Origin of the sequence: Haemophilus sp. Marseille-P9675 (assembly GCF_916862695.1) — a bacterium.
Taxonomy (GTDB): Bacteria; Pseudomonadota; Gammaproteobacteria; order Enterobacterales; family Pasteurellaceae; genus Haemophilus; species Haemophilus haemolyticus_K.
Window position 1 is genome coordinate 531,651 of sequence record NZ_CAKASP010000001.1, and the last position, 21,307, is coordinate 552,957.

Here is a 21,307-nt window from a genome sequence, read left to right on the forward strand (position 1 = left end):
GGATTTGTGATCTAAATCACAAAAGTGCGGTAATATTTTCCGCACTTTTATGTGTGAGATGAATTATTCATCCTTTTTAGATGGTTTGATACCTAAGAGATTACAGCTTAATTTACTTATAACATGTTCTGCAGTATTACCAAGTAAAGCGGCAGATAGTCCTGTACGACCAACAGTGCCAAGGATAACTAGTTCTGCTTCAATTTCTTTAGCTACAGTAGGGATAACCTCCTCAGGGAAACCTTCACGTACATGAGTATGATCTTCTGCTATACCAAATTGTTGTCGTAAGGCTTTCATATTAATAAGATGTTGGCCTCGAATACCATTTTCATAACCTGATGTGTTAAATTCAGGTAAGTCAATGGCCATGTTGATTGGTGTTGAAGGGTAGGCGGCAACTAAATGCACATTGCCACGATTTAAGTTTTCAGCTAATGATATACCAGTTTCAACAAGTTCTAGATTAAATTCATTTTGGTATTCTTGTTCGCCTGAAACATTTACCGCTACTAAAATACGGCGTTGATGTTTCCAGTCGCCATCGCGTACCATTAATACAGGAATCGGGCATTTACGTAGTAATTGCCAATCAACTGGCGTGAAAATTAGAGAAGTAAAACTTTCTTGATCTTTGGTATATTTCACTACAAGATCATAATCATTATTTTCAACTTCTTCTTTTATCGCCTCTGCCTCATTACTGTGCCAAACAATGTGAGATTGTAATTCAATTTCTGGATCAGCATATTTATCTAAGTAATATTGTACAGCATGATGATGCTTTTCAATCACCTGACGATGCATTTCAGAACGTTCTTCTGAAGAAAGTAAGGCAGACATTTCATAAGATAAATCATATACAGATAAAAGGGCGGTAATTTTTACTTTTGTTTCATTTTTTTGTTCTTTCGCTAAACGAACAGCACGAGCAAGAGCATATTGTTTTTCGTTTTCAGGATTAAGAACAACTAGGATATTTTTAAATTTCATCATAACCTCCGAAGCTTTTCATAGAATAAAAAAGAATCTTTAGAATGGCAAGGTGTGAGAGATAAAAAGGTGATCTTATTCTAAGATTATTTTTATCTATGTAAAAAAGGCGTGAATTTGCACGCCTTTTTCATTATTCAACCATTGTAATTTTGGTTTTATTTGTTCCAGTTAACTCAATCAAACCATCAATATCATTAATAGTAATATATTTTCCTTGTACGGTGAGGATACCCAATTTTTGGAAACGACCTAATAAACGACTAATAGTTTCAACAGTTAAACCAAGATAATTTCCTATATCGCCTCGAGTCATGGTTAAACGGAATTCTTTAGCTGAAAAACCACGAGCAGAGTATCGTTTAGAAAGATTATGAATAAAAGCAGCCAAGCGTTCTTCCGCATTCATTTTAGACAGTAATAAAATCATTTCTTGATCACTTTTAATTTCATTACTCATTAAGCGTAAAATTTGTTGGCGTAATTTTGGCATTTTACCGGCTAAGTCATCCAAAATATCATAAGGAATTTCGCATACCATTGCAGTCTCTAATGCTTGAGCAAAACTTGGGTGTTGCATTTGAGTAATTGCATCAAAACCAACTAAATCACCAGGTAAGTGAAAAGAGGTAATTTGTTCTTCACCAGATTCACTAATGGTATAGGTTTTTATGGTGCCAGAACGAATAGCGTAAATAGAATTGAGTGTGTCACCGGCTTTATAAAGTACTTGGGATTTTTGAATGGGTTTTTTTCGTTCGATAATATTATCAAGCTGATCTAATTCGTGTTCGTTCAGTGTAAAAGGGATACAAAGTTGGCTAATACTGCAATCCTGGCAATGAATAGCGCAACCTCCCGATTGAATCCGGCGTCCTGCCTTGGTTTCTGCAACGAAATTTTTCATGTAAACCTCAAATATTTCGAGAAATTAGTGTAAAATTGATCTAACGCAAAAAAGTATACCACTAATTAGTCATATAAAGAAGAGTAAATCATCAATGCCAGCTGAGAAATTAACCAAAAAACGTTTGATTCAAATTTTGATTATGTTGTGCATTCTTATAATCGCATTTGTTTGTCGATATTTTTGACATTGAGGGATATTGGTAAAGAATAAGGGCTAAATTTTTTTAAATTTTAGCCCTCTTAAACTCAAGATGATTAAAGCACTTTTACAATACTTTCACATAAATAACGAATATTATCTTCCGTAATACCCGCCACATTGATACGACCAGAACGAACAGCATAAATCGCAAACTCATCTTTTAAACGATCTACTTGTTCAGGTGATAAGCCACTGAAAGAGAACATACCGTTTTGTTCCATGATAAAGCTGAAATCTTGTTCTGCACCATATTCTTTTAATAACTGAACGAATAAATGACGCATTTTTTTGATACGTTCACGCATTTCAGTTAATTCATTTTCCCATTCTTGACGGAGTTGTGGATCATTTAATACCGTTGCTACGGTCGCACCACCGTGAGATGCCGGGTTAGAGTAGAGGGTACGAATAATTGATTTCACTTGTGTTAATGCAGTTGAAGCAATTTCTGCATTTTCTGCTACAAGGGTAAATGCACCCACACGCTCATTGTATAAACCAAAGTTTTTCGAGAATGAACTCGCCACTAATAATTCTTTATGATTTGCCGCAAAAGCACGCAAGCCATAAGCATCTTCATCTAAGCCATTGGCTAAACCTTGGTAAGCAAAGTCAAAGAGTGGTAACCAGCCGTTTTTCGCTGAAAGTGTGGCTAATTCTTGCCATTGTTCAGGGGTTGGGTCAATACCAGTCGGGTTATGGCAGCAGCCGTGTAAAAGCACTACATCACCTTCACTTGCTTGGCTTAAATCTTCAAGTAAATGTTCCCAATCAAGGGCTTTACGTTCAGCATCATAATAGCGATATTCACGAATCGTCATGCCCACAGCATTGAAAATGGCATTGTGGTTTGGCCATGTTGGCGTACTAATCCATACATTTTGAGCTTTGGTTTGACGTTTAATAAATTCTGCCGCAATGCGTAATGCACCTGTTCCACCTAAACTTTGTACTGTTCTTGCACGATTAGATTTGATGACTTCAGAATCTTTACCGAAAAGGAGTGCTTTTGTGCGTTCGTTATAGTCAGCAATACCATCGATAGTTAGATAATTCTTCGTTTTTTCCTTATCAAATAAGCGTTTTTCAGCTTCTTTTACCGCACGCATAATTGGGGTTGTGCCTTGCGCATCTTTATAAACGCCAATACCCAAGTTGATTTTATTTTCTCGAGTTTCGGATTTGAATGCTTCGCCTAAGCCTAAGATTGGATCGGCCGGTGCCGCTTTGATATGTTCAAACATAGCTTTTCCTTATGTATGTGTTGTGTGGTGGATAGTTTTATACTTCAGCCGTTTTATTTTATCAAGAAAGATTTTTATAAAAATTAACCGCACTTTGATATTTTTAAATATTCATCAAAAAGTGCGGTTATTTTTTACATTATTTTAGTTTTTCAATCGCCCAATTTAATCCAGATTGATAATCTTCTGGTAACTCAGCGCGGAGTTTTTCTAATTGTTGAATAATGACCGCTTTATTAGGATGAGAAAGATTGATATGCCCAACCTTACGTCCAGCTCTGACTTCTTTTCCATACCAATGAAGTTGTGCAAACGGTGTATTAAGCCATTTGGGATTATGGTTTGTGCCGATTAAATTCACCATCACACTTGGAGCAAAAGTTTGTAATTCAGGCGTTGGCAAATCGAGTAGCGCACGTAAATGTAATTCAAATTGGCTAATCGAGCATCCTAGTTGTGTCCAATGCCCACTGTTATGTACGCGAGGCGCAAGTTCGTTAATCAGTAATTTGTCGCCTACAACAAAACATTCCATTGCCATGACTCCCACATAGCCTAATTTATCCATAATTTTGCCGAGCATTGTTTCAGCTTTCTTTTGTTGTTCGGATTGTTGAGGAAACGCAATATCAACCACACTGTAACGCAAAATACCATTTTGTTGCAGGTTATGCGTAACGGGATAAAAACGTTTTTCGCCATTTTTAAATCTTGCGCCTACAATCGAAACCTCATAATCGAAAGGAATAAATTTTTCTGCGATCACTTCGCCAAATAAGTCATCGGTGATGTCCGCTTTGTTTTCATCGCTGATAATCCATTGACCACGTCCATCATATCCGCCTGTTCTACGTTTGACGACGACTTTTTCGCCTACAGTTTGGAAAACATCATTCCATTGTGTTTTATCTTTTAATAAACACCAAGGCGAGGTAGAAAGATTGAGTTCATCTAGTAAGGATTTTTGAGTAAAACGATCGGCCAATAATCCAAATACATGTTGATTGACGAAGTTTTTATGATTGCCGAGCAATTCAGTCAAAGGCGTTTTTTCCCAGCGCTCAATTTCCGCCGTGATGATTGCATTTTCAGGTAAGTCAAAAACTGGCGCATTGAAGGCTAAGGGTTCAACATAAATATCTAAAGGTGCGCCCGCGTAACGTAACATTCTGCCGAGTTGCCCGTTGCCAAGTACATAAACGGTTGGATATAAGGTGGAGTTTTGCATAATATTTCTCGTTAAATTTACGAAAAAAACAACCGCACTTTAAAAGTGCGGTCAGATCTGAAGATATTTTTTATGTGCGTGGATCGGGATTATCCAGTACAGCATGAGTTTGGCTTTCACGGAAAGATTGCAAGCGTGAAAGTAATTCTGCATCCCAACTTGCTAGAATTTGTGCAGCTAACAACCCAGCATTTGCCGCGCCAGCAGGGCCAATAGCTAATGTTCCGACTGGGATCCCTTTTGGCATTTGCACAATTGAATAAAGGCTATCTACGCCACTTAACATAGAACTTTTTACTGGTACCCCAAGCACGGGCACAAGTGTTTTCGCTGCGATCATACCGGGTAAATGTGCCGCACCTCCTGCACCAGCAATAATTACTTTGTAGCCATTTTTTTGTGCATTTTCGGCAAATTCAAAAAGTTTATCAGGCGTACGATGAGCCGAGACAACTTCCACATGATAAGGCACTTTTAATTCATCTAAAATCTGAGTTGCCTCTTGCATGGTAGCCCAATCGCTTTTGGAACCCATTACAACGGCAATTTGTGCAGTGTTTGACATGCTATTTTCTCAATTTTTTAATTAAAAACGTGGCGTAGAATAGCACATCTTACACATATTAGGCAAACGTTTGCTATTTGCGTAGGTAGTATCTAGTCTTATTTTATAATTATTTGATTTTTAAATTTTAGTAACTATACTTGATACCAAATTAATGGGTGATAGTTTATATGGGACGAACTGAAAAATTATTAGATAAGCTCGCACAGTCAAAATCTACATTTGATTGGAATGAATTAGTTTCTTTGTTAGCTCAACAAGGTTATGAAAAGCGAGAAATGGCCGGTTCTCGAGTGAGATTTTATAATAGAACGCTCGATCATACGATTTTGTTACACAAGCCTCACCCTGAAAATTATATTAAAGGCGGTGCTTTAAAGTCAGTGAAAGAATCATTAAAACAGGTAGGTATTCTATGAAGTTATTAAATTATAAAGGTTATGTAGGCACGATTGAGGCGGATTTAGAAAACAATATATTGTTTGGCAAACTTGCTTACATTCGTGATTTAGTGATTTACGAAGCAGAGTCATTATCTGAGCTAGAAAAAGAATTTCGTCAATCTGTTGATTTATATTTACAAGATTGTTTGGAATTAGGTAAAGAACCGAATAAGCCTTTTAAAGGTGTATTTAATGTACGAATTGGCGAGGAATTACATAGAGAAGCAACGATCATAGCAGGCGAGCGTTCGCTTAATGCTTTTGTGACGGAAGCGATTCAAGAAAAAATTTTTCGTGAAAAACCAAGTTTAAGATAACAAAACGTAACGATATCATACTCACATTTTCTTTCTTCAAAGTAGGGCAAATTATGTTAGCCAAAGCAAAATATAGAAAAGATTACAAACAACCAGATTTTACGGTTACCGACATTTATTTAGATTTTCAACTCGATCCTAAACATACTGTGGTAACCGCAACCACAAAATTCCAACGCTTAAATGATGAAGCAACTTCTTTACGTTTAGATGGGCATAGCTTCCAGTTTTCTTCTATTAAATTTAATGGTGAGCCATTTTCTGCCTATCAACAAGATGGGGAGAGTTTAACGCTCGATTTAAAAGGTAAAAGTGCGGAAGAATTTGAACTTGAAATTGTGACCTTCCTTGTACCAGCCGAAAACACTTCATTACAAGGGTTATATCAGTCTGGTGAAGGCATTTGTACGCAATGTGAGGCGGAAGGTTTCCGTCAAATTACTTATATGCTTGATCGCCCCGATGTACTGGCACGTTATACAACCAAAATTACTGCAGATAAAACTAAATATCCTTACTTACTTTCTAATGGTAACCGCATTGCAAGTGGTGAATTAGAGGATGGTCGTCATTGGGTGGAATGGAACGATCCGTTTCCGAAACCAAGCTATTTATTTGCTTTAGTGGCGGGAAATTTTGATTTATTACAAGATAAATTTATTACTAAAAGTGGACGAGAAGTTGCATTAGAGCTTTATGTAGATCGCGGTAATCTTAACCGTGCAACTTGGGCAATGGAAAGTCTGAAAAAAGCGATGAAATGGGATGAAGATCGCTTTAATTTAGAATATGACCTCGATATTTATATGATCGTTGCAGTGGACTTCTTCAATATGGGCGCAATGGAAAACAAAGGGTTAAATATCTTTAACTCTAAATTCGTGTTGGCAAATCCACAAACAGCAACAGATGAAGATTATCTTGCCATTGAAAGTGTGATTGCACACGAATATTTCCATAACTGGACAGGCAACCGTGTTACCTGCCGTGATTGGTTCCAATTAAGTTTGAAAGAAGGTTTAACGGTTTTCCGTGATCAAGAATTTTCTTCAGATACGGGTTCTCGAGCTGTTAATCGCATTAATAATGTGAAATTTTTACGCACGGTTCAATTTGCTGAAGATTCAAGCCCAATGTCGCACCCAATTCGCCCTGAAAAAGTGATTGAAATGAATAATTTTTACACGGTGACCGTATATGAAAAAGGGGCAGAAGTGATTCGTATGTTGCATACTTTATTAGGTGAGCAAGGTTTCCAAAAAGGGATGCAGCTTTATATTGCTGAAAATGATGGTAAAGCGGCAACCTGTGAAGACTTTGTTTCCGCAATGGAACGTGCAAATAACCTCGATTTAAATCAATTCCGCCGTTGGTATAGCCAATCGGGTACACCAGAATTATTGATTAGCGATACGTATGACGAAAAAACGCATACTTATCGTTTAACAGTTTCACAATCCACACCGCCAACCGCAGATCAAATGGAAAAAGTGAATTTACATATTCCATTAAAAGTGGCGCTTTATGATGCGAATGGCACGAAACAAATGCTACAACATAATGGCGAATTGTTGAGTGATGTATTAAATGTTACTGAAAAAGACCAAGTCTTCGAGTTTCATGGCATTTATGGTCGTCCAATTCCAGCATTGTTATGTGATTTTTCTGCACCGGTAAAACTGGATTATGATTATAAAACGGAGCAGTTATTAGGCTTGCTGAAATTCGCAGATAATCAATTTATCCGTTGGGATGCGGCTCAGATGTTATTTGCACAAGAATTACGCCGTAATGTTGTGCGTTTTCAACAAGGTGAGGCACTAGAAATTTCGCCTGAAATCTTGACCGCACTTTCTCATGTTCTGAACCATTATGAGAAAGATATTGAACTGGCAACCTTAATTCTCACCCTTCCAAAAGAAATGGAATTTTCGGAAGGTTTCAAAACCATCGATCCTGATGGCATTTCAGCCGCAAGAGCATTTATGCAAGCGCAAATTGCCGAGACTTTAAAAGATGATTTCTTGCGCGTTTATACTCATATTCGTCTTGATGATTATCAAGTTACGCAACAAGACATCGCCTTACGCGCAATGCGTAATCTTTGCTTAACTTATTTGGCTTATACCAATTTGGGTAACAACTTAGTCCAAAAACACTACAATAATGCGAATAATATGACCGATACATTGGCTGCATTAAGTGTTGCGACTAAAGCGGCATTACCTTGCAGAGATGCGTTATTAGCTGATTTTGAACAAAAATGGCAACATGATGGATTAGTGATGGATAAATGGTTTGCATTACAAGCCACTCGCCCAGATGAAAATGTGTTGGAAATTATTCAGTTATTAATGGATCACCCAAGTTTTAACTTCAACAATCCAAACCGTTTGCGTGCATTAGTAGGTAGCTTTGCAAATCACAACTTAAAAGCATTCCATAATGTAAGTGGATCAGGCTATCGTTTCTTAACTGATGTGTTAATTCGTTTAAATGAAAGCAATCCGCAAGTGGCTGCGCGTTTAATAGAGCCATTAATTCGTTTTTCTCGCTTTGATGCTCAACGCCAAACCTTGATGAAACGTGCTTTAGAACGCTTAAGCATTGTAGAAAATCTTTCAAAAGATTTATTTGAAAAAATTGAGAAAGCGTTGCAGTAAAAGTGTGGTAAATTTTGCAATAGTTTTGGGGCATTTAGTATGCCCCTTTATTTTATACGTGGTTTTAGTATTAATTTATTTCATACAAATCCTGAAAATAATAAGTTTGCATAATACACTGAGATGACGCATTCTATACCCGTACAGACGTTTAGCCGTCTAAATGATTAAGAAGATTACTTTAAAACGGGAGTTATTATGACAACATCACATATCTTAGGCTTTCCTCGTGTAGGTGCAAAACGTGAATTAAAATTTGCACAAGAACGTTATTGGCGTAAAGAATTAGCAGAGCAAGATTTATTAGATTTAGCGAAAGCGTTGCGTGAAAAAAACTGGAAACATCAAGCAGCGGCGAATGCGGATTTTGTGGCTGTGGGCGATTTCACGTTCTACGATCATATTTTAGATTTACAAGTGGCAACAGGGGCAATTCCTGCTCGTTTTGGTTTTGATAGCCAAAATTTAACCCTTGATCAATATTTCCAACTTGCACGTGGTAACAAAGATCAATTCGCAATTGAAATGACTAAATGGTTCGATACGAACTATCACTATCTCGTGCCAGAATTTCATAAAAATACACAATTCAAAGCTAATCCAGCACATTATGTAAATCAAATTCGTGAAGCAAAAGCCTTAGGTTTAAACTTCAAACCTGTGATTGTTGGCCCATTAACATTCTTATGGTTGGGTAAAGAAAAAGGCGAAGCATTTAACCGTTTCGATTTATTAAATCAATTAGTGCCTGTTTATGTTGAAATCTTAAATGCATTAGTGGCTGAAGGTGCGGAGTGGATTCAAATTGATGAACCTGCATTAGCATTGGATTTACCTGCAGAATGGGTTGAAGCCTATAAATCTGTGTATGCTGAATTAAGCAAGGTGAATGCAAAATTATTGTTAGCCACTTATTTTGGTTCCGTTGCACAACACGCTGAGTTATTAAAAGCCTTACCTGTTGCGGGCTTGCATTTAGATTTAGTTCGTGCACCAGAACAACTTGCAGCCTTTGAAGATTACAGCAAAGTGTTATCTGCAGGTGTGATTGAAGGCCGTAATATCTGGCGTGCAAACTTAAACAAAGTGTTAGATGTATTAGAGCCATTAAAAGAAAAATTAGGCGAGCGTTTATGGATTGCACCAAGCTGTTCATTATTGCACACCCCATTTGATTTAGAAGTGGAAGTACAATTAAAAGAAAAAAATCCTGCACTTTACAGCTGGTTATCTTTCACACTACAAAAAGTAGAAGAATTAAATGTATTAAAACAAGCCTTAAATCATGGCAGAGCCTCTGTACAAGCGGCATTAGATGCAAGCCAAGCGGCAGCAGATGCACGTGCAACCTCAAAAGAAATTCATCGTCCTGAAGTGGCAGATCGATTAGCAAACTTGCCAAAAGGTGCGGATCAACGTAAATCGCCATTTGCAGAACGTATTGTTAAGCAAAATGCGTGGTTAAATTTACCGCTTCTTCCAACCACAAACATTGGTTCATTCCCACAAACGACTGAAATTCGTCACGCCCGTGCAAGTTTCAAAAAAGGTGAATTATCCCTTGCAGATTACGAAGCGGCAATGAAAAAAGAGATCGAATATGTGGTACGTCGCCAAGAAGAATTAGATTTAGATGTATTAGTTCACGGCGAAGCAGAACGCAACGACATGGTGGAATACTTTGGGGAATTATTAGATGGTTTCGCATTCACTAAATTTGGTTGGGTACAAAGCTACGGTTCACGTTGTGTGAAACCACCAGTAATTTACGGTGATGTAACTCGCCCAGAGCCAATGACAGTACGCTGGTCACAATATGCACAAAGCTTAACAAACCGCGTGATGAAAGGGATGTTAACAGGCCCTGTGACAATTCTTCAATGGTCATTCGTGCGTAACGACATTCCACGTTCAACCGTATGTAAACAAATCGGCGTGGCATTATCTGATGAAGTGTTAGATTTAGAAGCAGCAGGCATTAAAGTTATCCAAATTGATGAGCCAGCTATTCGTGAAGGTTTACCACTTAAACGTGCAGATTGGGATTCATACTTACAATGGGCAGGCGAAGCATTCCGTTTAAGCTCAATGGGCGTGCAAGATGATACGCAAATTCACACTCATATGTGTTATTCCGAGTTTAACGACATCTTACCAGCGATTGCTGCATTAGATGCGGACGTGATTACCATCGAAACTTCACGTTCAGATATGGAATTATTAGATGCCTTCGTGAAATTCAACTACCCGAATGACATCGGTCCAGGTGTGTATGATATTCACAGCCCACGTGTACCAACCGCAGGTGAAATCGAACACTTATTACGCAAAGCGTTAAATGTCATTCCAAAAGAACGCTTATGGGTAAACCCAGACTGCGGTTTAAAAACTCGCGGCTGGACAGAAACTATCGATCAACTAAAAGTGATGGTGGATGTAACCAAAAAATTACGTGCGGAATTAGCGTAAATTTTAAGTTTATTACTTAACTGTAACTTAAGGACTGAGGTTGTATTTTACCATTTCAGTCCTTTATATTTATGGTGAAACATAAAATAGATGATTGTTATAATTATGTTGTTGTTGTTGTTGTTGTGTACAATCCGTGTTCAATTTTTTACTGTTACTATTTAAAGAGGAAAATTATGAATAAAATTTTTAGAATTGTATGGAACGAAGCAGCTCAAGCCTGGGTCGCCGTATCTGAACTGACTAAAAAACACAAAAAACGTGCTTCTGTAACCGCCGTTGCAGCTACTCTTGTTGCTGGCATGCTTTCTCCTTTCGCGCAGGCGAGTACGACGGACTCGGATGTGGCTAAGAATCTTCAACCTTCTGAGTTGGGAACAGACTATTATTTTCGTGTTACGACAGCTAACACTGGTGAGCCAGACGATCTTGATTATTATAATGGATGCAAGAATGGAAATGTAGACAGTGCATGCCCAGATACAGAGATGAATATAGGCGTATTAGATAAAGATTCAGTTATAACAGAAGAGACAAAGGATAAGAGCGATAATTCCAGATTGATTTTAGAAGGGAATAAAGGGATTAGACTTACAAGAAAGAACGATAACTATACGGCTCATAAAATCACCTTTGATGCGCCAGTCGAGGTTGCTAGCGGTAGCGGTGCGGTATCAATAGAGCAGCCTGTGGAAGGTGATAACGCAGGCCATACAATTATTAAATCTGAAATCATATCCGGTACTCCAGATAAAATAGGAGTGGAATCTAAAGATGGTGTAACCAAAATTACCTGGGTAGGTGGTGCTGGTGGTGCAAAAGGTGCTGACGGTAAATCGGCTTACGACCTCTGGAAAGCAAAAGATGGCAATGCTGATAAATCTGAAGCAGACTTCTTAGCTTCACTTAAAGGTGATAAAGGTTAGAACGGTACTAATGGTACTAACGGTAAATCAGCTTACGACCTCTGGAAAGCAAAAGATGGCAATGCTAATAAATCTGAAGCAGACTTCTTAGCGTCCCTTAAAGGTGAGAACGGTACTAACGGTAAATCGGCTTACGACCTTTGGAAAGCAAAAGATGGCAATGCTGATAAATCTGAAGCAGACTTCTTAGCTTCACTTAAAGGTGATGCTGGCCGTCAAGTAGTTGCGGGTAAGGGTATTACTGCTACAGTAAATACAGATGATACATTAAGGATTGAAGCAAAAACCAAACCAAACGGTGGTATTAGCGCACAAGAAGAAGGTCTTTCTATCGATACTGATGGCACAACAATCACATTGAAGTCAGGTAAAGTTTCAGCGGCAACGGGTACGATTACAGCGGGAGAGACTCCATCTGTTGCTACAGCTGATGCGAATAAACTGGCGAAAGCTGGCGAAGTAGCGGAAGCGATTAAGGCTGCGAAAACTAAAGTAGTTGCTGGTAGTGGCATTAAAGTCACATCTAGTGGCAATGGATATACTGTTTCTGCCGACTTACCGTTTACTAAAAATGCAGATAAGTCAATTAGCTTAAATGAGGAAGGTGTAATCCGTAATGTGGCTAATGGACGTGTAGCTAAAGACAGTAAAGATGCCGTGAATGGTAGTCAGTTACATGCTGTTGAACGCCGTTTGAGTGGCAATATGGATAAGTTAAACCATCGCATCGATAAAATGGGCAAACGTGCAGATGCTGGTACGGCAAGTGCAATTGCTACGGCAAACTTGCTCCAATCTTATCGACCTGGTTTGTCAGCTGCTACTGCTGCAGTAGGTGAATATCGTGGCCAATCTGCGGTTGCTGTTGGTTATAGTCGCCTTTCTGATAATGGAAAATATGGTGTGAAATTATCACTAGGTGCTAATACACAAGGTAATGTTGGTGCCGGTGCTGGTGTAGCATATTTCTGGTAATAACCTGATTTTCCTTTAACTTTCGAATGAAAGGTTGATATTAAAATGTGATGATTGCGTTGTGATCATCACATTTTTTATTATTTGCACATTATTCCTGTTCCTCGTAGAATACGAGCAATCTTACCTTTAAAGTGCGGTGAAAATTAACCGCACTTTTCTTACAGTCAACTATCCTGAGAGATAAACGAGTATGTATCAATTATTCCGTCACGGCATTTTCCAAAAGCTCGGTTTTTTTGATAATCATTTATCTAAGATAAAAATTGTAAAGAAAAAAGAACCCACGCTTTGAAAGAGCGTGGGCTTTGAATATTAAATAAGTCGTATATTAGCTAGGTCTTACACCTAACATATGACAAATTGCATAAGTTAATTCACTACGATTTAGCGTATAGAAATGGAAGTCATTCACTCCTTCGCGAGATAAAATTTTCACCATATCCATCGCAACACTTGCTGCTACAAGATTACGAGTAGTTTGATCATCGTCTAATCCTTCATAAGCGTTAACAAGCCATGCAGGAATTTTCACATTAGTGAAAGAAGCCATTTTTTGTAATTGCTTAAAGTTAGTTACAGGTAAAATGCCCGGCACGATTTCAGTATCAATACCAATTGATGCACAACGATCACGGAAACGTAGGTAGTTTTCAATATCAAAGAAAAATTGAGTGATAACATGATTTGCACCTGCATCAATTTTACGTTTTAAATTAATCAAGTCTGCTTGTGCTGATTTTGCTTCTGGATGAACTTCTGGATAAGCAGCCACAGAAATATCAAAATCAGCGACAGAACGGAGTAATTCCACGAGATCTGACGCATAAAATGGTTTTTTGGCATATCCTTTGGGTTCGTCACCGCGTAACGCAACGATACGACGAATACCACTGTTCCAGTAATCTTTAGCAATTTGTTTTAATTCTTCAGGTGTGGCATCAATACCAGTTAAATGCGGAGCCGCTTCTAATCCAGTTTCTTGTTTGATTGCTTTTACAATGCTATGAGTGCGGTCACGCTCGCCTGAGTTTGCGCCATAAGTAACAGAAACGAATTTCGGTTTTAACACTTTTAAACGATGAATCGAATCCCATAAAAGCGTTTCCATTTTTTCATTTTTGGGTGGGAAAAATTCAAAAGAAACATTAATTTTTTTATTGAAGTCAGCGATGTGCTGATTAAGTATGTCAATTTCTTTAGCGTAGCTCATAAAAATTCCTATAACTAGTATGATGATATTTGAGTTAACAATAAAATAACTTTATGTATGAGTCAATTTTAATAAATTCATTAAAAATATTAATTTAGTTAATGTAAATAGGTTTCAGCAAAAATACTAAAATATTGCATAAAAAATTAGCATTCATGAAATAAATATGTATAATACACCGACCCTGTAAATGTGCGAATTCCCATCGTACATTATTTTATCGAGATCTCACTCGAAGGGGTGGCGATTAAGATCAATGGTTGTGTTCGTAAGAACACTGGGTATCAAACTAATTTTTGGTAATTAATTAATGAAAACTTTTGTAGCAAAACCAGAAACGGTTAAACGCGACTGGTACGTAGTAGATGCGACAGGTAAAACTTTAGGTCGTTTAGCGACTGAATTAGCACGTCGTCTTCGTGGTAAACACAAGGCTGAGTACACTCCACACGTAGATACTGGTGATTACATCATCGTTATCAACGCAGACAAAGTGGCAGTAACTGGTCGTAAAGAAACAGATAAACTTTACTACTGGCACACTGGCTATGTAGGTGGTATTAAACAAGCGACTTTCAAAGAAATGATCGCTCGCCGTCCTGAAGCAGTGATTGAAATTGCGGTTAAAGGTATGTTGCCAAAAGGTCCATTAGGCCGTGCAATGTTCCGTAAATTAAAAGTGTACGCAGGTGCTGAACACCAACACGCTGCACAACAACCACAAGTATTAGATATTTAATCACGAGGTTTAGAAAATGGCAGAGAATCAAAACTACGGCACAGGTCGCCGCAAAAGCTCTTCAGCTCGTGTATTTATCAAACCGGGCAGTGGTAAAATCACTATCAACCAACGTGAATTAGACGTTTACTTCGGCCGTGAAACTGCGCGCATGGTAGTACGTCAACCATTAGAATTGGTTGAATTAACTGATAAATTAGACCTATACATCACTGTTAAAGGTGGTGGTATTTCTGGTCAAGCGGGTGCAATCCGTCACGGTATCACTCGTGCATTGATGGAATACGATGAAACATTACGCCCAGCACTTCGTGCAGCTGGTTTCGTTACTCGTGACGCACGTCGCGTTGAACGTAAAAAAGTGGGTTTACACAAAGCACGTCGTCGTCCACAATACTCAAAACGTTAATTTTTATTTTCGTTTCGAAAAAGAAAAGCAGAGAGAAATCTCTGCTTTTTTGTTATCTAACTTATTGATTATAAAACAATAAAAAAGAATTGTTTGGCAAATGACTTACGCTTTGTGGTAGAATACACACCCCTTATAAAATATAGAATATTTTTGGATCTTCGGAGGAATAAATGTCCAGCGCATCAAGTAAACGTTCAGTAATGACCCTTTTTTCAAATAAAGATGATATTTACTGTCATCAGGTAAAAATTGTTTTAGCTGAAAAAGGTGTACTTTATGAGAACGAAGAAGTTGATTTGCAAGCATTACCAGAAGATTTAATGGAATTAAATCCGTATGCTACGGTGCCTACGTTAGTTGATCGTGATCTTGTTTTGTTTAGTTCACGAATTATTATGGAATATCTTGACGAGCGTTTTCCGCATCCACCATTAATGCAAGTGTATCCAGTTTCTCGAGCAAAAGATCGTCTTTTGATGTTACGAATTGAACAAGATTGGTATCCAACTCTCAAGAAAGCAGAAAATGGTACAGAAAGTGAAAAAGCTGAAGCACTCAAACAATTAAAAGAAGAACTTTTAGCGATCACACCAGTTTTCCAGCAAACACCTTATTTCATGAATGAAGAGTTTGGTTTAGTGGATTGTTACGTTGCGCCATTGTTATGGAAATTAAAACATTTAGGCGTGGAATTTACAGGTCCAGGTAGTAAACCAATTAAGGGATATATGGATCGTGTATTTAGTCGAGATTCATTCTTGCAGTCTGTAGGTGAGGCTGCACCAAAAAATTTAATGGATGATAAGTAATGGAATATAAAGCTTCCCCTAAGCGCCCCTATTTATTACGCGCCTATTATGATTGGCTAGTAGATAATAATTTCACGCCTTATTTAGTTGTTGATGCGACTTACTTAGGTGTGAATGTTCCGGTCGAATATGTAAAAGATGGACAGATTGTATTGAACTTGTCTGCCAATGCTACGGGCAATTTACAACTTACAAATGATTTCATTCAGTTTAATGCCCGGTTTAAAGGTGTTTCTCGTGAACTGTATATTCCAATGGGCGCAGCGCTCGCGATCTATGCTCGTGAAAATGGCGATGGGGTGATGTTTGAGCCAGAAGAGGTTTACGATGAACTTAATTCTGAGCCAGATACTGAACAGCCAACTAGTTTTCATGAGGCTGTAGATAGCCCTAGAAAACGAGAAGAAAAAAAGAAAACAAAATCAGCTTCTCATTTAAGAATTATTGATTAAGAAAAAACGCGATGAAGTTATCATCGCGTTTATTTTTACAAATTGTCCTGTTTTGCAATAAAGTTGAGAATTTTTTCTTCAATTCCTTTTGAATCTAATCCTAAATCTTTCAATGCTTCTTGCTGTGTTGCTTGTGGAATAAAATAATCTGGCAAACCAAGCTGTAAAAGTGCGGTTGATTTTCCAGATGAATTTAGCACTTCCGCTACAGCAGATCCCGCTCCACCTTGAATTGCATTTTCTTCTAATGTGACTAAATAATCGTGAGTTTGTGCAAGCACATTAATCATTTCAATATCAATCGGTTTCACAAAACGCATATCGACAACTGTTGCATTGAGTTTTTCTGCTGCCTCTAAAGCGGACGGTAAAAGGGTACCAAAATTTAAAATCGCAATTTTTTGACCTTCTCGAATTAAACGTGATTTACCGATAGGAAGTATCTCTAAAGGAGTTAGTTCAACACCAATGGCATTTCCGCGAGGATAGCGCACTGCTGCAGGTTTCCCACATTGATAACCTGTATAGAGCATTTGACGGCATTCATTTTCATCACTTGGTGTCATGATAATCATATTGGGAATGCAACGCATAAAGCTAAGATCAAATGCCCCTTGATGTGTTGGGCCATCAGCCCCTACGATACCCGCTCGATCAATCGCAAATAATACAGGGAGATTTTGAATAGCCACATCGTGAATCAATTGGTCGTAAGCACGTTGTAGAAATGTCGAGTAAATCGCAACTACGGGTTTATATCCGCCAATAGCAAGTCCAGTGGCAAACGTAACGGCGTGTTGCTCTGCAATCGCTACATCAAAATATTGTTCTGGGAAACGCTGAGAAAATTCCACCATGCCAGAACCTTCGCGCATTGCAGGTGTAATACCAATAATTTTGGAGTCTTTTTCTGCCATTTCGCATAGCCAATCACCAAAAATTTTCGAATAAGTTGATTTAGTATTGTGTTTAGGCAATTCACCACTGATTGGGTCAAATTTTGGTACGCCGTGGAAACCAATTGGATCTTTTTCTGCAGGGGCGTATCCTTTACCTTTTTTAGTTTTGATATGTAAGAATTGTGGTCCCTTCAGATTACGCATATTCGTAAGTGTTGCCACTAATTCGTCAATATTATGCCCATCCACTGGGCCAATATAATTAAAACCGAGCTCTTCAAATAATGTACTTTCTGGTGAGAACATCACTCCTTTCATATGTTCTTCGGTTTTTTTCATAAAGTTTTTTACAGGTGGAACTTTATCGAGAATTTTTTTACTTCCATCTCGTAATGTGGAGTAGATAGAACCAGAGAAAATACGAGCAAGGTGATTATTTAACGCGCCAACATTTTCTGAAATAGACATTTCATTGTCATTTAAAATGACCAACATATCAGTGTGAACAGAACCTGCATGATTCAGCGCTTCAAAAGCCATTCCCGCAGTAATTGCGCCATCACCGATTACGCATACCGTTTTTCTACCTGCATTTTCTCGTTCTGCGGCGACAGCAATACCTAATCCAGCACTAATAGAAGTAGAGGAGTGGCCAACGCTTAATACGTCAAATTCACTTTCTTCACGCCAAGGGAAAGGATGAATACCGTCTTTTTGGCGAATTGTGGACATTTGATCTCGACGACCCGTTAAAATTTTGTGGGGATAAGCTTGATGTCCAACATCCCAAATTAACTGATCAAATGGTGTTTTATACACGTAGTGTAGTGCAACAGTTAGCTCTACAGTGCCTAAACCTGATGCTAAATGCCCGCTAGTTTGACTAACAGATTCTAAAAGATAACCACGTAATTCTTGGCAGAGTTGTGGTAGCTGCTCTTTATTTAAAAGACGCAAATCTTCTGGTGAATTAATCAAAGATAATAAGGGGTAATTGTTCATATTGTTAGTCATTTTAAAAACTTTATAATGTTTGACCGCACTTTGTCAGCATTGACGCGGTCGGTATTAACTTTTTCTTGTAATAATGAATTCAGCTAATGCACGAAGTGCGGTCGTATCAAAAGGAATTTTTTCTAATTCAGACAAAGCACTTTGATATAGATCTTGCGCTTTTTGTTTTGCGCCGCTTAACCCAAGTAATTTTGGATACGTACTTTTATCTAAATCAAGATCCGCGCCGACTTGTTTGCCAGTTTCTGCACTATCACCCTCAATATCTAAAATATCGTCTTGAACTTGAAAGGCTAAGCCAATGGCTTCCGCATATTGTGTTAAGGATTGTTCTAACCTTTTGTCGGCAAAATGCGGAGAACAAATAAAACCTAATTTTAATGCGGCAATCAGCAATGCGCCCGTTTTGTTACGATGGATTAATTCTAATTCGCTTAAACTAATTTGTTTATGCTCAGAGATAAGATCTAAACTTTGCCCTAAGCACATTCCTTGTACGCCAGAGCCTTGAGCTAAAATTTTAACTAAAGCCAGTTTTTGTTCAGAAGAAATATTTGGCGTTTTAGTTAACATTTCAAAAGCAAAACTTTGCAGTGCATCGCCCGCAAGAATAGCCGTAGCTTCATCAAATTGGATATGACAAGTAGGGTGCCCACGACGTAGATTGTCATCATCCATTGCAGGTAAATCATCGTGAATTAAGGAATAGGCATGAATGGCTTCAATAGCGGCAGCTGCGTAATCTAAGGTTTGTTTTTCAGCACCAAGCATTTGACCTGTTGCGTAAACTAAAAAAGGTCTAACTCGTTTACCACCAAGTAATAATGCGTATTTCATCGCGTCAAGCAAAGGTGCATTATGACTTTCAATGCCTTCAAATTGAGCTTCTAAAAAGCGATTGATACGAGTTTGAACCTGTTGTAATTCTTCAGAAAAGTTACCCATTAAGCATTCCCTTCATAATCATTCAATGGGGCATCTTCAGTTTTTTGCAATAAGATCTGAATACGTTGTTCTGCTTGTTGTAAACGTTCTTGTCCTAACTTAGCGAGTTGCACACCTTGTTCAAATTTTTTTAACGCTTCTTCTAACGGTAGATCGCCATTTTCTAAATGTGTAACAATATTTTCTAACTGCGCTAACGTTGTTTCAAAATCTTGTGAAGATGCGGGTTTACGCGCCATGGAATTATCCTTTTTCACGGTAAAAATTGCTTGCCATTGTACTGTATTTTACTTGAGTTGTTAAAAAATTATTTCAAGCTAGGACCAGTGGACTTTTCACTATCTTTGCGTAAAATACTAGCCACTTTAAATACCCAAGAAATGCCCAAGCTATTTATATGAAATTTATCGTTAAACTTTTTCCTGAAATTATGATTAAGAGCGAAACTGTTCGTAAACGTTTCTCAAAAATTTTAACCTCTAATATCCGCAATATTTTACAGAAATATGATGAAGAAACAGCAGTTGTACGTCACTGGGATTACATTGAAGTGCGGTCAAAAAATGAAGAAAATCGTGAAGAATTAATCGCCTTGTTACAACGTATTCCTGGTATTCATCATTTTTTAGAAGTTGAAGAAAAACCGTTTACCGATTTACATCATATTTTTGAATTGACGCTTGCTTATGTCGCGCAACAACTTCAAGGCAAAACCTTTTGCGTTCGAGTAAAACGTAAGGGGAAACATAAATTTAGTTCGATTGAAGCAGAACGTTATATCGGCGGTGGATTAAATCAACATATTGAAAGCGCAAAAGTGCGGTTGAAAAATCCAGAGGTGACAGTTCGTATTGATATTGAAGATGACAAAATGATGTTAGTTAAAGCACGTCATGCAGGCATTGGCGGTTATCCGATTGGGACGCAAGAGGATGTGCTTTCTTTGATTTCTGGGGGATTTGATTCAGGTGTATCGAGTTATATGTTGATTCGTCGTGGTTCCCGAGTTCATTATTGTTTCTTTAATCTTGGTGGCGCAGCCCATGAAATTGGCGTAAAACAAATGGCTTATCATATTTGGCAACGCTATAGCGCTTCACATAAAGTACGCTTTATTGCGATTAACTTTGAAGGGGTTGTCGGTGAGATTTTAGAGAAAGTCGATAATGGCCAAATGGGCGTTGTATTAAAACGGATGATGGTGCGAGCAGCAAGTAAAGTCGCTCAACGTTTTAATATTGAAGCGATTGTGACAGGGGAGGCATTAGGACAAGTTTCTAGCCAAACTTTAACCAATTTACGCTTGATTGATGAAGCCGCTGATGCCTTAGTATTACGCCCGTTAATTACGCATGATAAAGAACAAATTATCGCGATGGCGAAAGAAATTGGCACTGACGATATTGCAAAATCTATGCCGGAATTTTGTGGAGTGATTTCAAAAAATCCTACGATTAAAGCTGTTCGTGAAAAGATTCTAGAAGAAGAAGGGCATTTTAATTTTGAGATTCTTGAAAGTGCGGTGCAAAATGCAAAATATTTAGATATTCGCCAGATTGCAGAAGAAACAGAAAAAGAAGTGGTAGAAGTCGAGGCAATTTCTGTATTAGGTGAAAATGAAGTGATTTTGGATATTCGTAGCCCAGAAGAAACGGATGAAAATCCATTTGAATCGGATACACATGAAGTCATTCAAATGCCGTTCTACAAACTTTCTTCTCAATTTGCTAGCCTTGATCAAAGTAAAAATTACGTGTTGTATTGCGAGCGTGGCGTGATGAGCAAATTACAAGCCTTATATTTGAAAGAAAATGGTTTTTCAAATGTGCAAGTTTTCTCAAAAAAATAATGTTTAAATTTACTATATATTAGTAAGCATATATGTTGTTT

The 21,307-nt window shown here is 37.9% G+C and carries 20 protein-coding genes; 11 read left to right on the forward strand and 9 right to left on the reverse strand.

The window, feature by feature from the left end; translation table 11 throughout:
* Positions 1–63 precede the first annotated feature (63 nt).
* From uspE to purE, 5 genes are all read right to left on the reverse strand, one after another.
* Positions 64–993, reverse strand: a complete 930-nt coding sequence (uspE, locus tag LIX50_RS02625; RefSeq protein ID WP_048953227.1) for a universal stress protein UspE — start codon at positions 991–993, stop codon at positions 64–66.
* 133 nt (positions 994–1,126) lie between these two features.
* Entirely contained in the window at positions 1,127–1,900 is a 774-nt protein-coding gene (locus tag LIX50_RS02630) for an FNR family transcription factor (protein ID WP_048953226.1), read from the reverse strand.
* 257 nt (positions 1,901–2,157) lie between these two features.
* The gene (locus LIX50_RS02635) at positions 2,158–3,348 is read right to left on the reverse strand and encodes an amino acid aminotransferase (RefSeq protein ID WP_048953225.1); all 1,191 of its coding nucleotides are present in this window, start codon (positions 3,346–3,348) and stop codon (positions 2,158–2,160) included.
* A gap of 139 nt (positions 3,349–3,487) precedes the next feature.
* The gene (gene purK / locus LIX50_RS02640; protein ID WP_048953224.1) at positions 3,488–4,576 is read right to left on the reverse strand and encodes a 5-(carboxyamino)imidazole ribonucleotide synthase; all 1,089 of its coding nucleotides are present in this window, start codon (positions 4,574–4,576) and stop codon (positions 3,488–3,490) included.
* Between the two features lie 70 nt (positions 4,577–4,646).
* Entirely contained in the window at positions 4,647–5,141 is a 495-nt protein-coding gene (purE, locus tag LIX50_RS02645; RefSeq protein WP_048953223.1) for a 5-(carboxyamino)imidazole ribonucleotide mutase, read from the reverse strand.
* A gap of 170 nt (positions 5,142–5,311) precedes the next feature.
* Between purE and LIX50_RS02650 the strand changes: the two genes are divergently transcribed.
* The 6 genes from LIX50_RS02650 (at position 5,312) to LIX50_RS02675 (ending at position 12,934) form a co-directional block, all read left to right on the forward strand.
* Positions 5,312–5,560, forward strand: a complete 249-nt coding sequence (locus tag LIX50_RS02650) for a type II toxin-antitoxin system HicA family toxin (protein WP_048953222.1) — start codon at positions 5,312–5,314, stop codon at positions 5,558–5,560.
* A complete protein-coding gene (locus LIX50_RS02655) occupies positions 5,557–5,901 on the forward strand; it encodes a type II toxin-antitoxin system HicB family antitoxin (protein ID WP_048953221.1) in 345 nt (114 codons plus the stop codon). The genes LIX50_RS02650 and LIX50_RS02655 overlap by 4 nt, the downstream gene beginning before the upstream one ends.
* A gap of 53 nt (positions 5,902–5,954) precedes the next feature.
* Positions 5,955–8,564 (forward strand): aminopeptidase N, encoded by a 2,610-nt coding sequence (gene pepN, locus LIX50_RS02660; RefSeq protein WP_048953220.1) that lies wholly within the window; start codon positions 5,955–5,957, stop codon positions 8,562–8,564.
* A gap of 198 nt (positions 8,565–8,762) precedes the next feature.
* A complete protein-coding gene (metE, locus tag LIX50_RS02665; RefSeq protein ID WP_048953219.1) occupies positions 8,763–11,033 on the forward strand; it encodes a 5-methyltetrahydropteroyltriglutamate--homocysteine S-methyltransferase in 2,271 nt (756 codons plus the stop codon).
* Between the two features lie 176 nt (positions 11,034–11,209).
* Positions 11,210–11,959 (forward strand): ESPR domain-containing protein, encoded by a 750-nt coding sequence (locus LIX50_RS02670; RefSeq protein WP_048953218.1) that lies wholly within the window; start codon positions 11,210–11,212, stop codon positions 11,957–11,959.
* Between the two features lie 357 nt (positions 11,960–12,316).
* Positions 12,317–12,934 (forward strand): YadA family autotransporter adhesin, encoded by a 618-nt coding sequence (locus tag LIX50_RS02675; RefSeq protein ID WP_053087831.1) that lies wholly within the window; start codon positions 12,317–12,319, stop codon positions 12,932–12,934.
* A gap of 331 nt (positions 12,935–13,265) precedes the next feature.
* Here the strand turns inward: LIX50_RS02675 and metF are convergent, their stop codons facing one another.
* The gene (gene metF, locus LIX50_RS02680) at positions 13,266–14,147 is read right to left on the reverse strand and encodes a methylenetetrahydrofolate reductase (RefSeq protein WP_048953217.1); all 882 of its coding nucleotides are present in this window, start codon (positions 14,145–14,147) and stop codon (positions 13,266–13,268) included.
* 310 nt (positions 14,148–14,457) lie between these two features.
* Here metF and rplM point away from each other — a divergent pair, with 310 nt between their 5' ends.
* The 4 genes from rplM (at position 14,458) to LIX50_RS02700 (ending at position 16,559) form a co-directional block, all read left to right on the forward strand.
* Positions 14,458–14,886: a 50S ribosomal protein L13 gene (gene rplM, locus LIX50_RS02685; protein ID WP_005628896.1), complete on the forward strand. Its 429-nt coding sequence runs from the start codon at positions 14,458–14,460 to the stop codon at positions 14,884–14,886.
* Between the two features lie 16 nt (positions 14,887–14,902).
* Positions 14,903–15,295, forward strand: coding sequence for a 30S ribosomal protein S9 (rpsI, locus tag LIX50_RS02690; protein WP_005631594.1), 393 nt, complete (start codon positions 14,903–14,905; stop codon positions 15,293–15,295).
* A 173-nt stretch (positions 15,296–15,468) separates the two neighbouring features.
* The gene (gene sspA / locus LIX50_RS02695) at positions 15,469–16,107 is read left to right on the forward strand and encodes a stringent starvation protein SspA (protein ID WP_005633569.1); all 639 of its coding nucleotides are present in this window, start codon (positions 15,469–15,471) and stop codon (positions 16,105–16,107) included.
* Positions 16,107–16,559: a ClpXP protease specificity-enhancing factor gene (locus LIX50_RS02700; protein ID WP_048953216.1), complete on the forward strand. Its 453-nt coding sequence runs from the start codon at positions 16,107–16,109 to the stop codon at positions 16,557–16,559. Before sspA ends, LIX50_RS02700 begins: the two co-directional genes overlap by 1 nt.
* Before the next feature lie 35 nt (positions 16,560–16,594).
* Here the strand turns inward: LIX50_RS02700 and dxs are convergent, their stop codons facing one another.
* From dxs to xseB, 3 genes are read right to left on the reverse strand one after another with little or no spacing between them, the layout of a single operon-like run.
* Complete coding sequence (gene dxs / locus LIX50_RS02705; RefSeq protein ID WP_048953215.1) at positions 16,595–18,472, reverse strand: 1-deoxy-D-xylulose-5-phosphate synthase; 1,878 nt, start codon at positions 18,470–18,472, stop codon at positions 16,595–16,597.
* Between the two features lie 54 nt (positions 18,473–18,526).
* Positions 18,527–19,417, reverse strand: coding sequence for a (2E,6E)-farnesyl diphosphate synthase (ispA, locus tag LIX50_RS02710; RefSeq protein WP_048953214.1), 891 nt, complete (start codon positions 19,415–19,417; stop codon positions 18,527–18,529).
* Positions 19,417–19,656 carry an exodeoxyribonuclease VII small subunit gene (gene xseB, locus LIX50_RS02715; protein ID WP_048953213.1) on the reverse strand — a complete coding sequence of 80 codons (240 nt, stop codon included), beginning with the start codon at positions 19,654–19,656 and terminating at the stop codon, positions 19,417–19,419. Before xseB ends, ispA begins: the two co-directional genes overlap by 1 nt.
* 158 nt (positions 19,657–19,814) lie before the next feature.
* On the opposite strand from xseB, the gene thiI reads away from it, so the two are divergent.
* Positions 19,815–21,266, forward strand: a complete 1,452-nt coding sequence (thiI, locus tag LIX50_RS02720) for a tRNA uracil 4-sulfurtransferase ThiI (RefSeq protein ID WP_048953212.1) — start codon at positions 19,815–19,817, stop codon at positions 21,264–21,266.
* Positions 21,267–21,307 lie beyond the last annotated feature (41 nt).

Excerpts from the sequence above, each read along its gene's own strand:
- ispA (WP_048953214.1), bottom strand. The coding sequence starts at position 19,417 with ATGGGTAACTTTTCTGAAGAATTACAACAGGTTCAAACTCGTATCAAT.
- LIX50_RS02670 (WP_048953218.1), top strand. The coding sequence starts at position 11,210 with ATGAATAAAATTTTTAGAATTGTATGGAACGAAGCAGCTCAAGCCTGG.
- LIX50_RS02650 (WP_048953222.1), top strand. The coding sequence starts at position 5,312 with ATGGGACGAACTGAAAAATTATTAGATAAGCTCGCACAGTCAAAATCT.
- xseB (WP_048953213.1), bottom strand. The coding sequence starts at position 19,656 with ATGGCGCGTAAACCCGCATCTTCACAAGATTTTGAAACAACGTTAGCG.
- thiI (WP_048953212.1), top strand. The coding sequence starts at position 19,815 with ATGAAATTTATCGTTAAACTTTTTCCTGAAATTATGATTAAGAGCGAA.
- LIX50_RS02700 (WP_048953216.1), top strand. The coding sequence starts at position 16,107 with ATGGAATATAAAGCTTCCCCTAAGCGCCCCTATTTATTACGCGCCTAT.
- LIX50_RS02655 (WP_048953221.1), top strand. The coding sequence starts at position 5,557 with ATGAAGTTATTAAATTATAAAGGTTATGTAGGCACGATTGAGGCGGAT.
- LIX50_RS02635 (WP_048953225.1), bottom strand. The coding sequence starts at position 3,348 with ATGTTTGAACATATCAAAGCGGCACCGGCCGATCCAATCTTAGGCTTA.
- uspE (WP_048953227.1), bottom strand. The coding sequence starts at position 993 with ATGAAATTTAAAAATATCCTAGTTGTTCTTAATCCTGAAAACGAAAAA.
- metE (WP_048953219.1), top strand. The coding sequence starts at position 8,763 with ATGACAACATCACATATCTTAGGCTTTCCTCGTGTAGGTGCAAAACGT.
- purE (WP_048953223.1), bottom strand. The coding sequence starts at position 5,141 with ATGTCAAACACTGCACAAATTGCCGTTGTAATGGGTTCCAAAAGCGAT.
- sspA (WP_005633569.1), top strand. The coding sequence starts at position 15,469 with ATGTCCAGCGCATCAAGTAAACGTTCAGTAATGACCCTTTTTTCAAAT.
- LIX50_RS02630 (WP_048953226.1), bottom strand. The coding sequence starts at position 1,900 with ATGAAAAATTTCGTTGCAGAAACCAAGGCAGGACGCCGGATTCAATCG.
- rplM (WP_005628896.1), top strand. The coding sequence starts at position 14,458 with ATGAAAACTTTTGTAGCAAAACCAGAAACGGTTAAACGCGACTGGTAC.
- metF (WP_048953217.1), bottom strand. The coding sequence starts at position 14,147 with ATGAGCTACGCTAAAGAAATTGACATACTTAATCAGCACATCGCTGAC.
- pepN (WP_048953220.1), top strand. The coding sequence starts at position 5,955 with ATGTTAGCCAAAGCAAAATATAGAAAAGATTACAAACAACCAGATTTT.
- dxs (WP_048953215.1), bottom strand. The coding sequence starts at position 18,472 with ATGACTAACAATATGAACAATTACCCCTTATTATCTTTGATTAATTCA.
- purK (WP_048953224.1), bottom strand. The coding sequence starts at position 4,576 with ATGCAAAACTCCACCTTATATCCAACCGTTTATGTACTTGGCAACGGG.
- rpsI (WP_005631594.1), top strand. The coding sequence starts at position 14,903 with ATGGCAGAGAATCAAAACTACGGCACAGGTCGCCGCAAAAGCTCTTCA.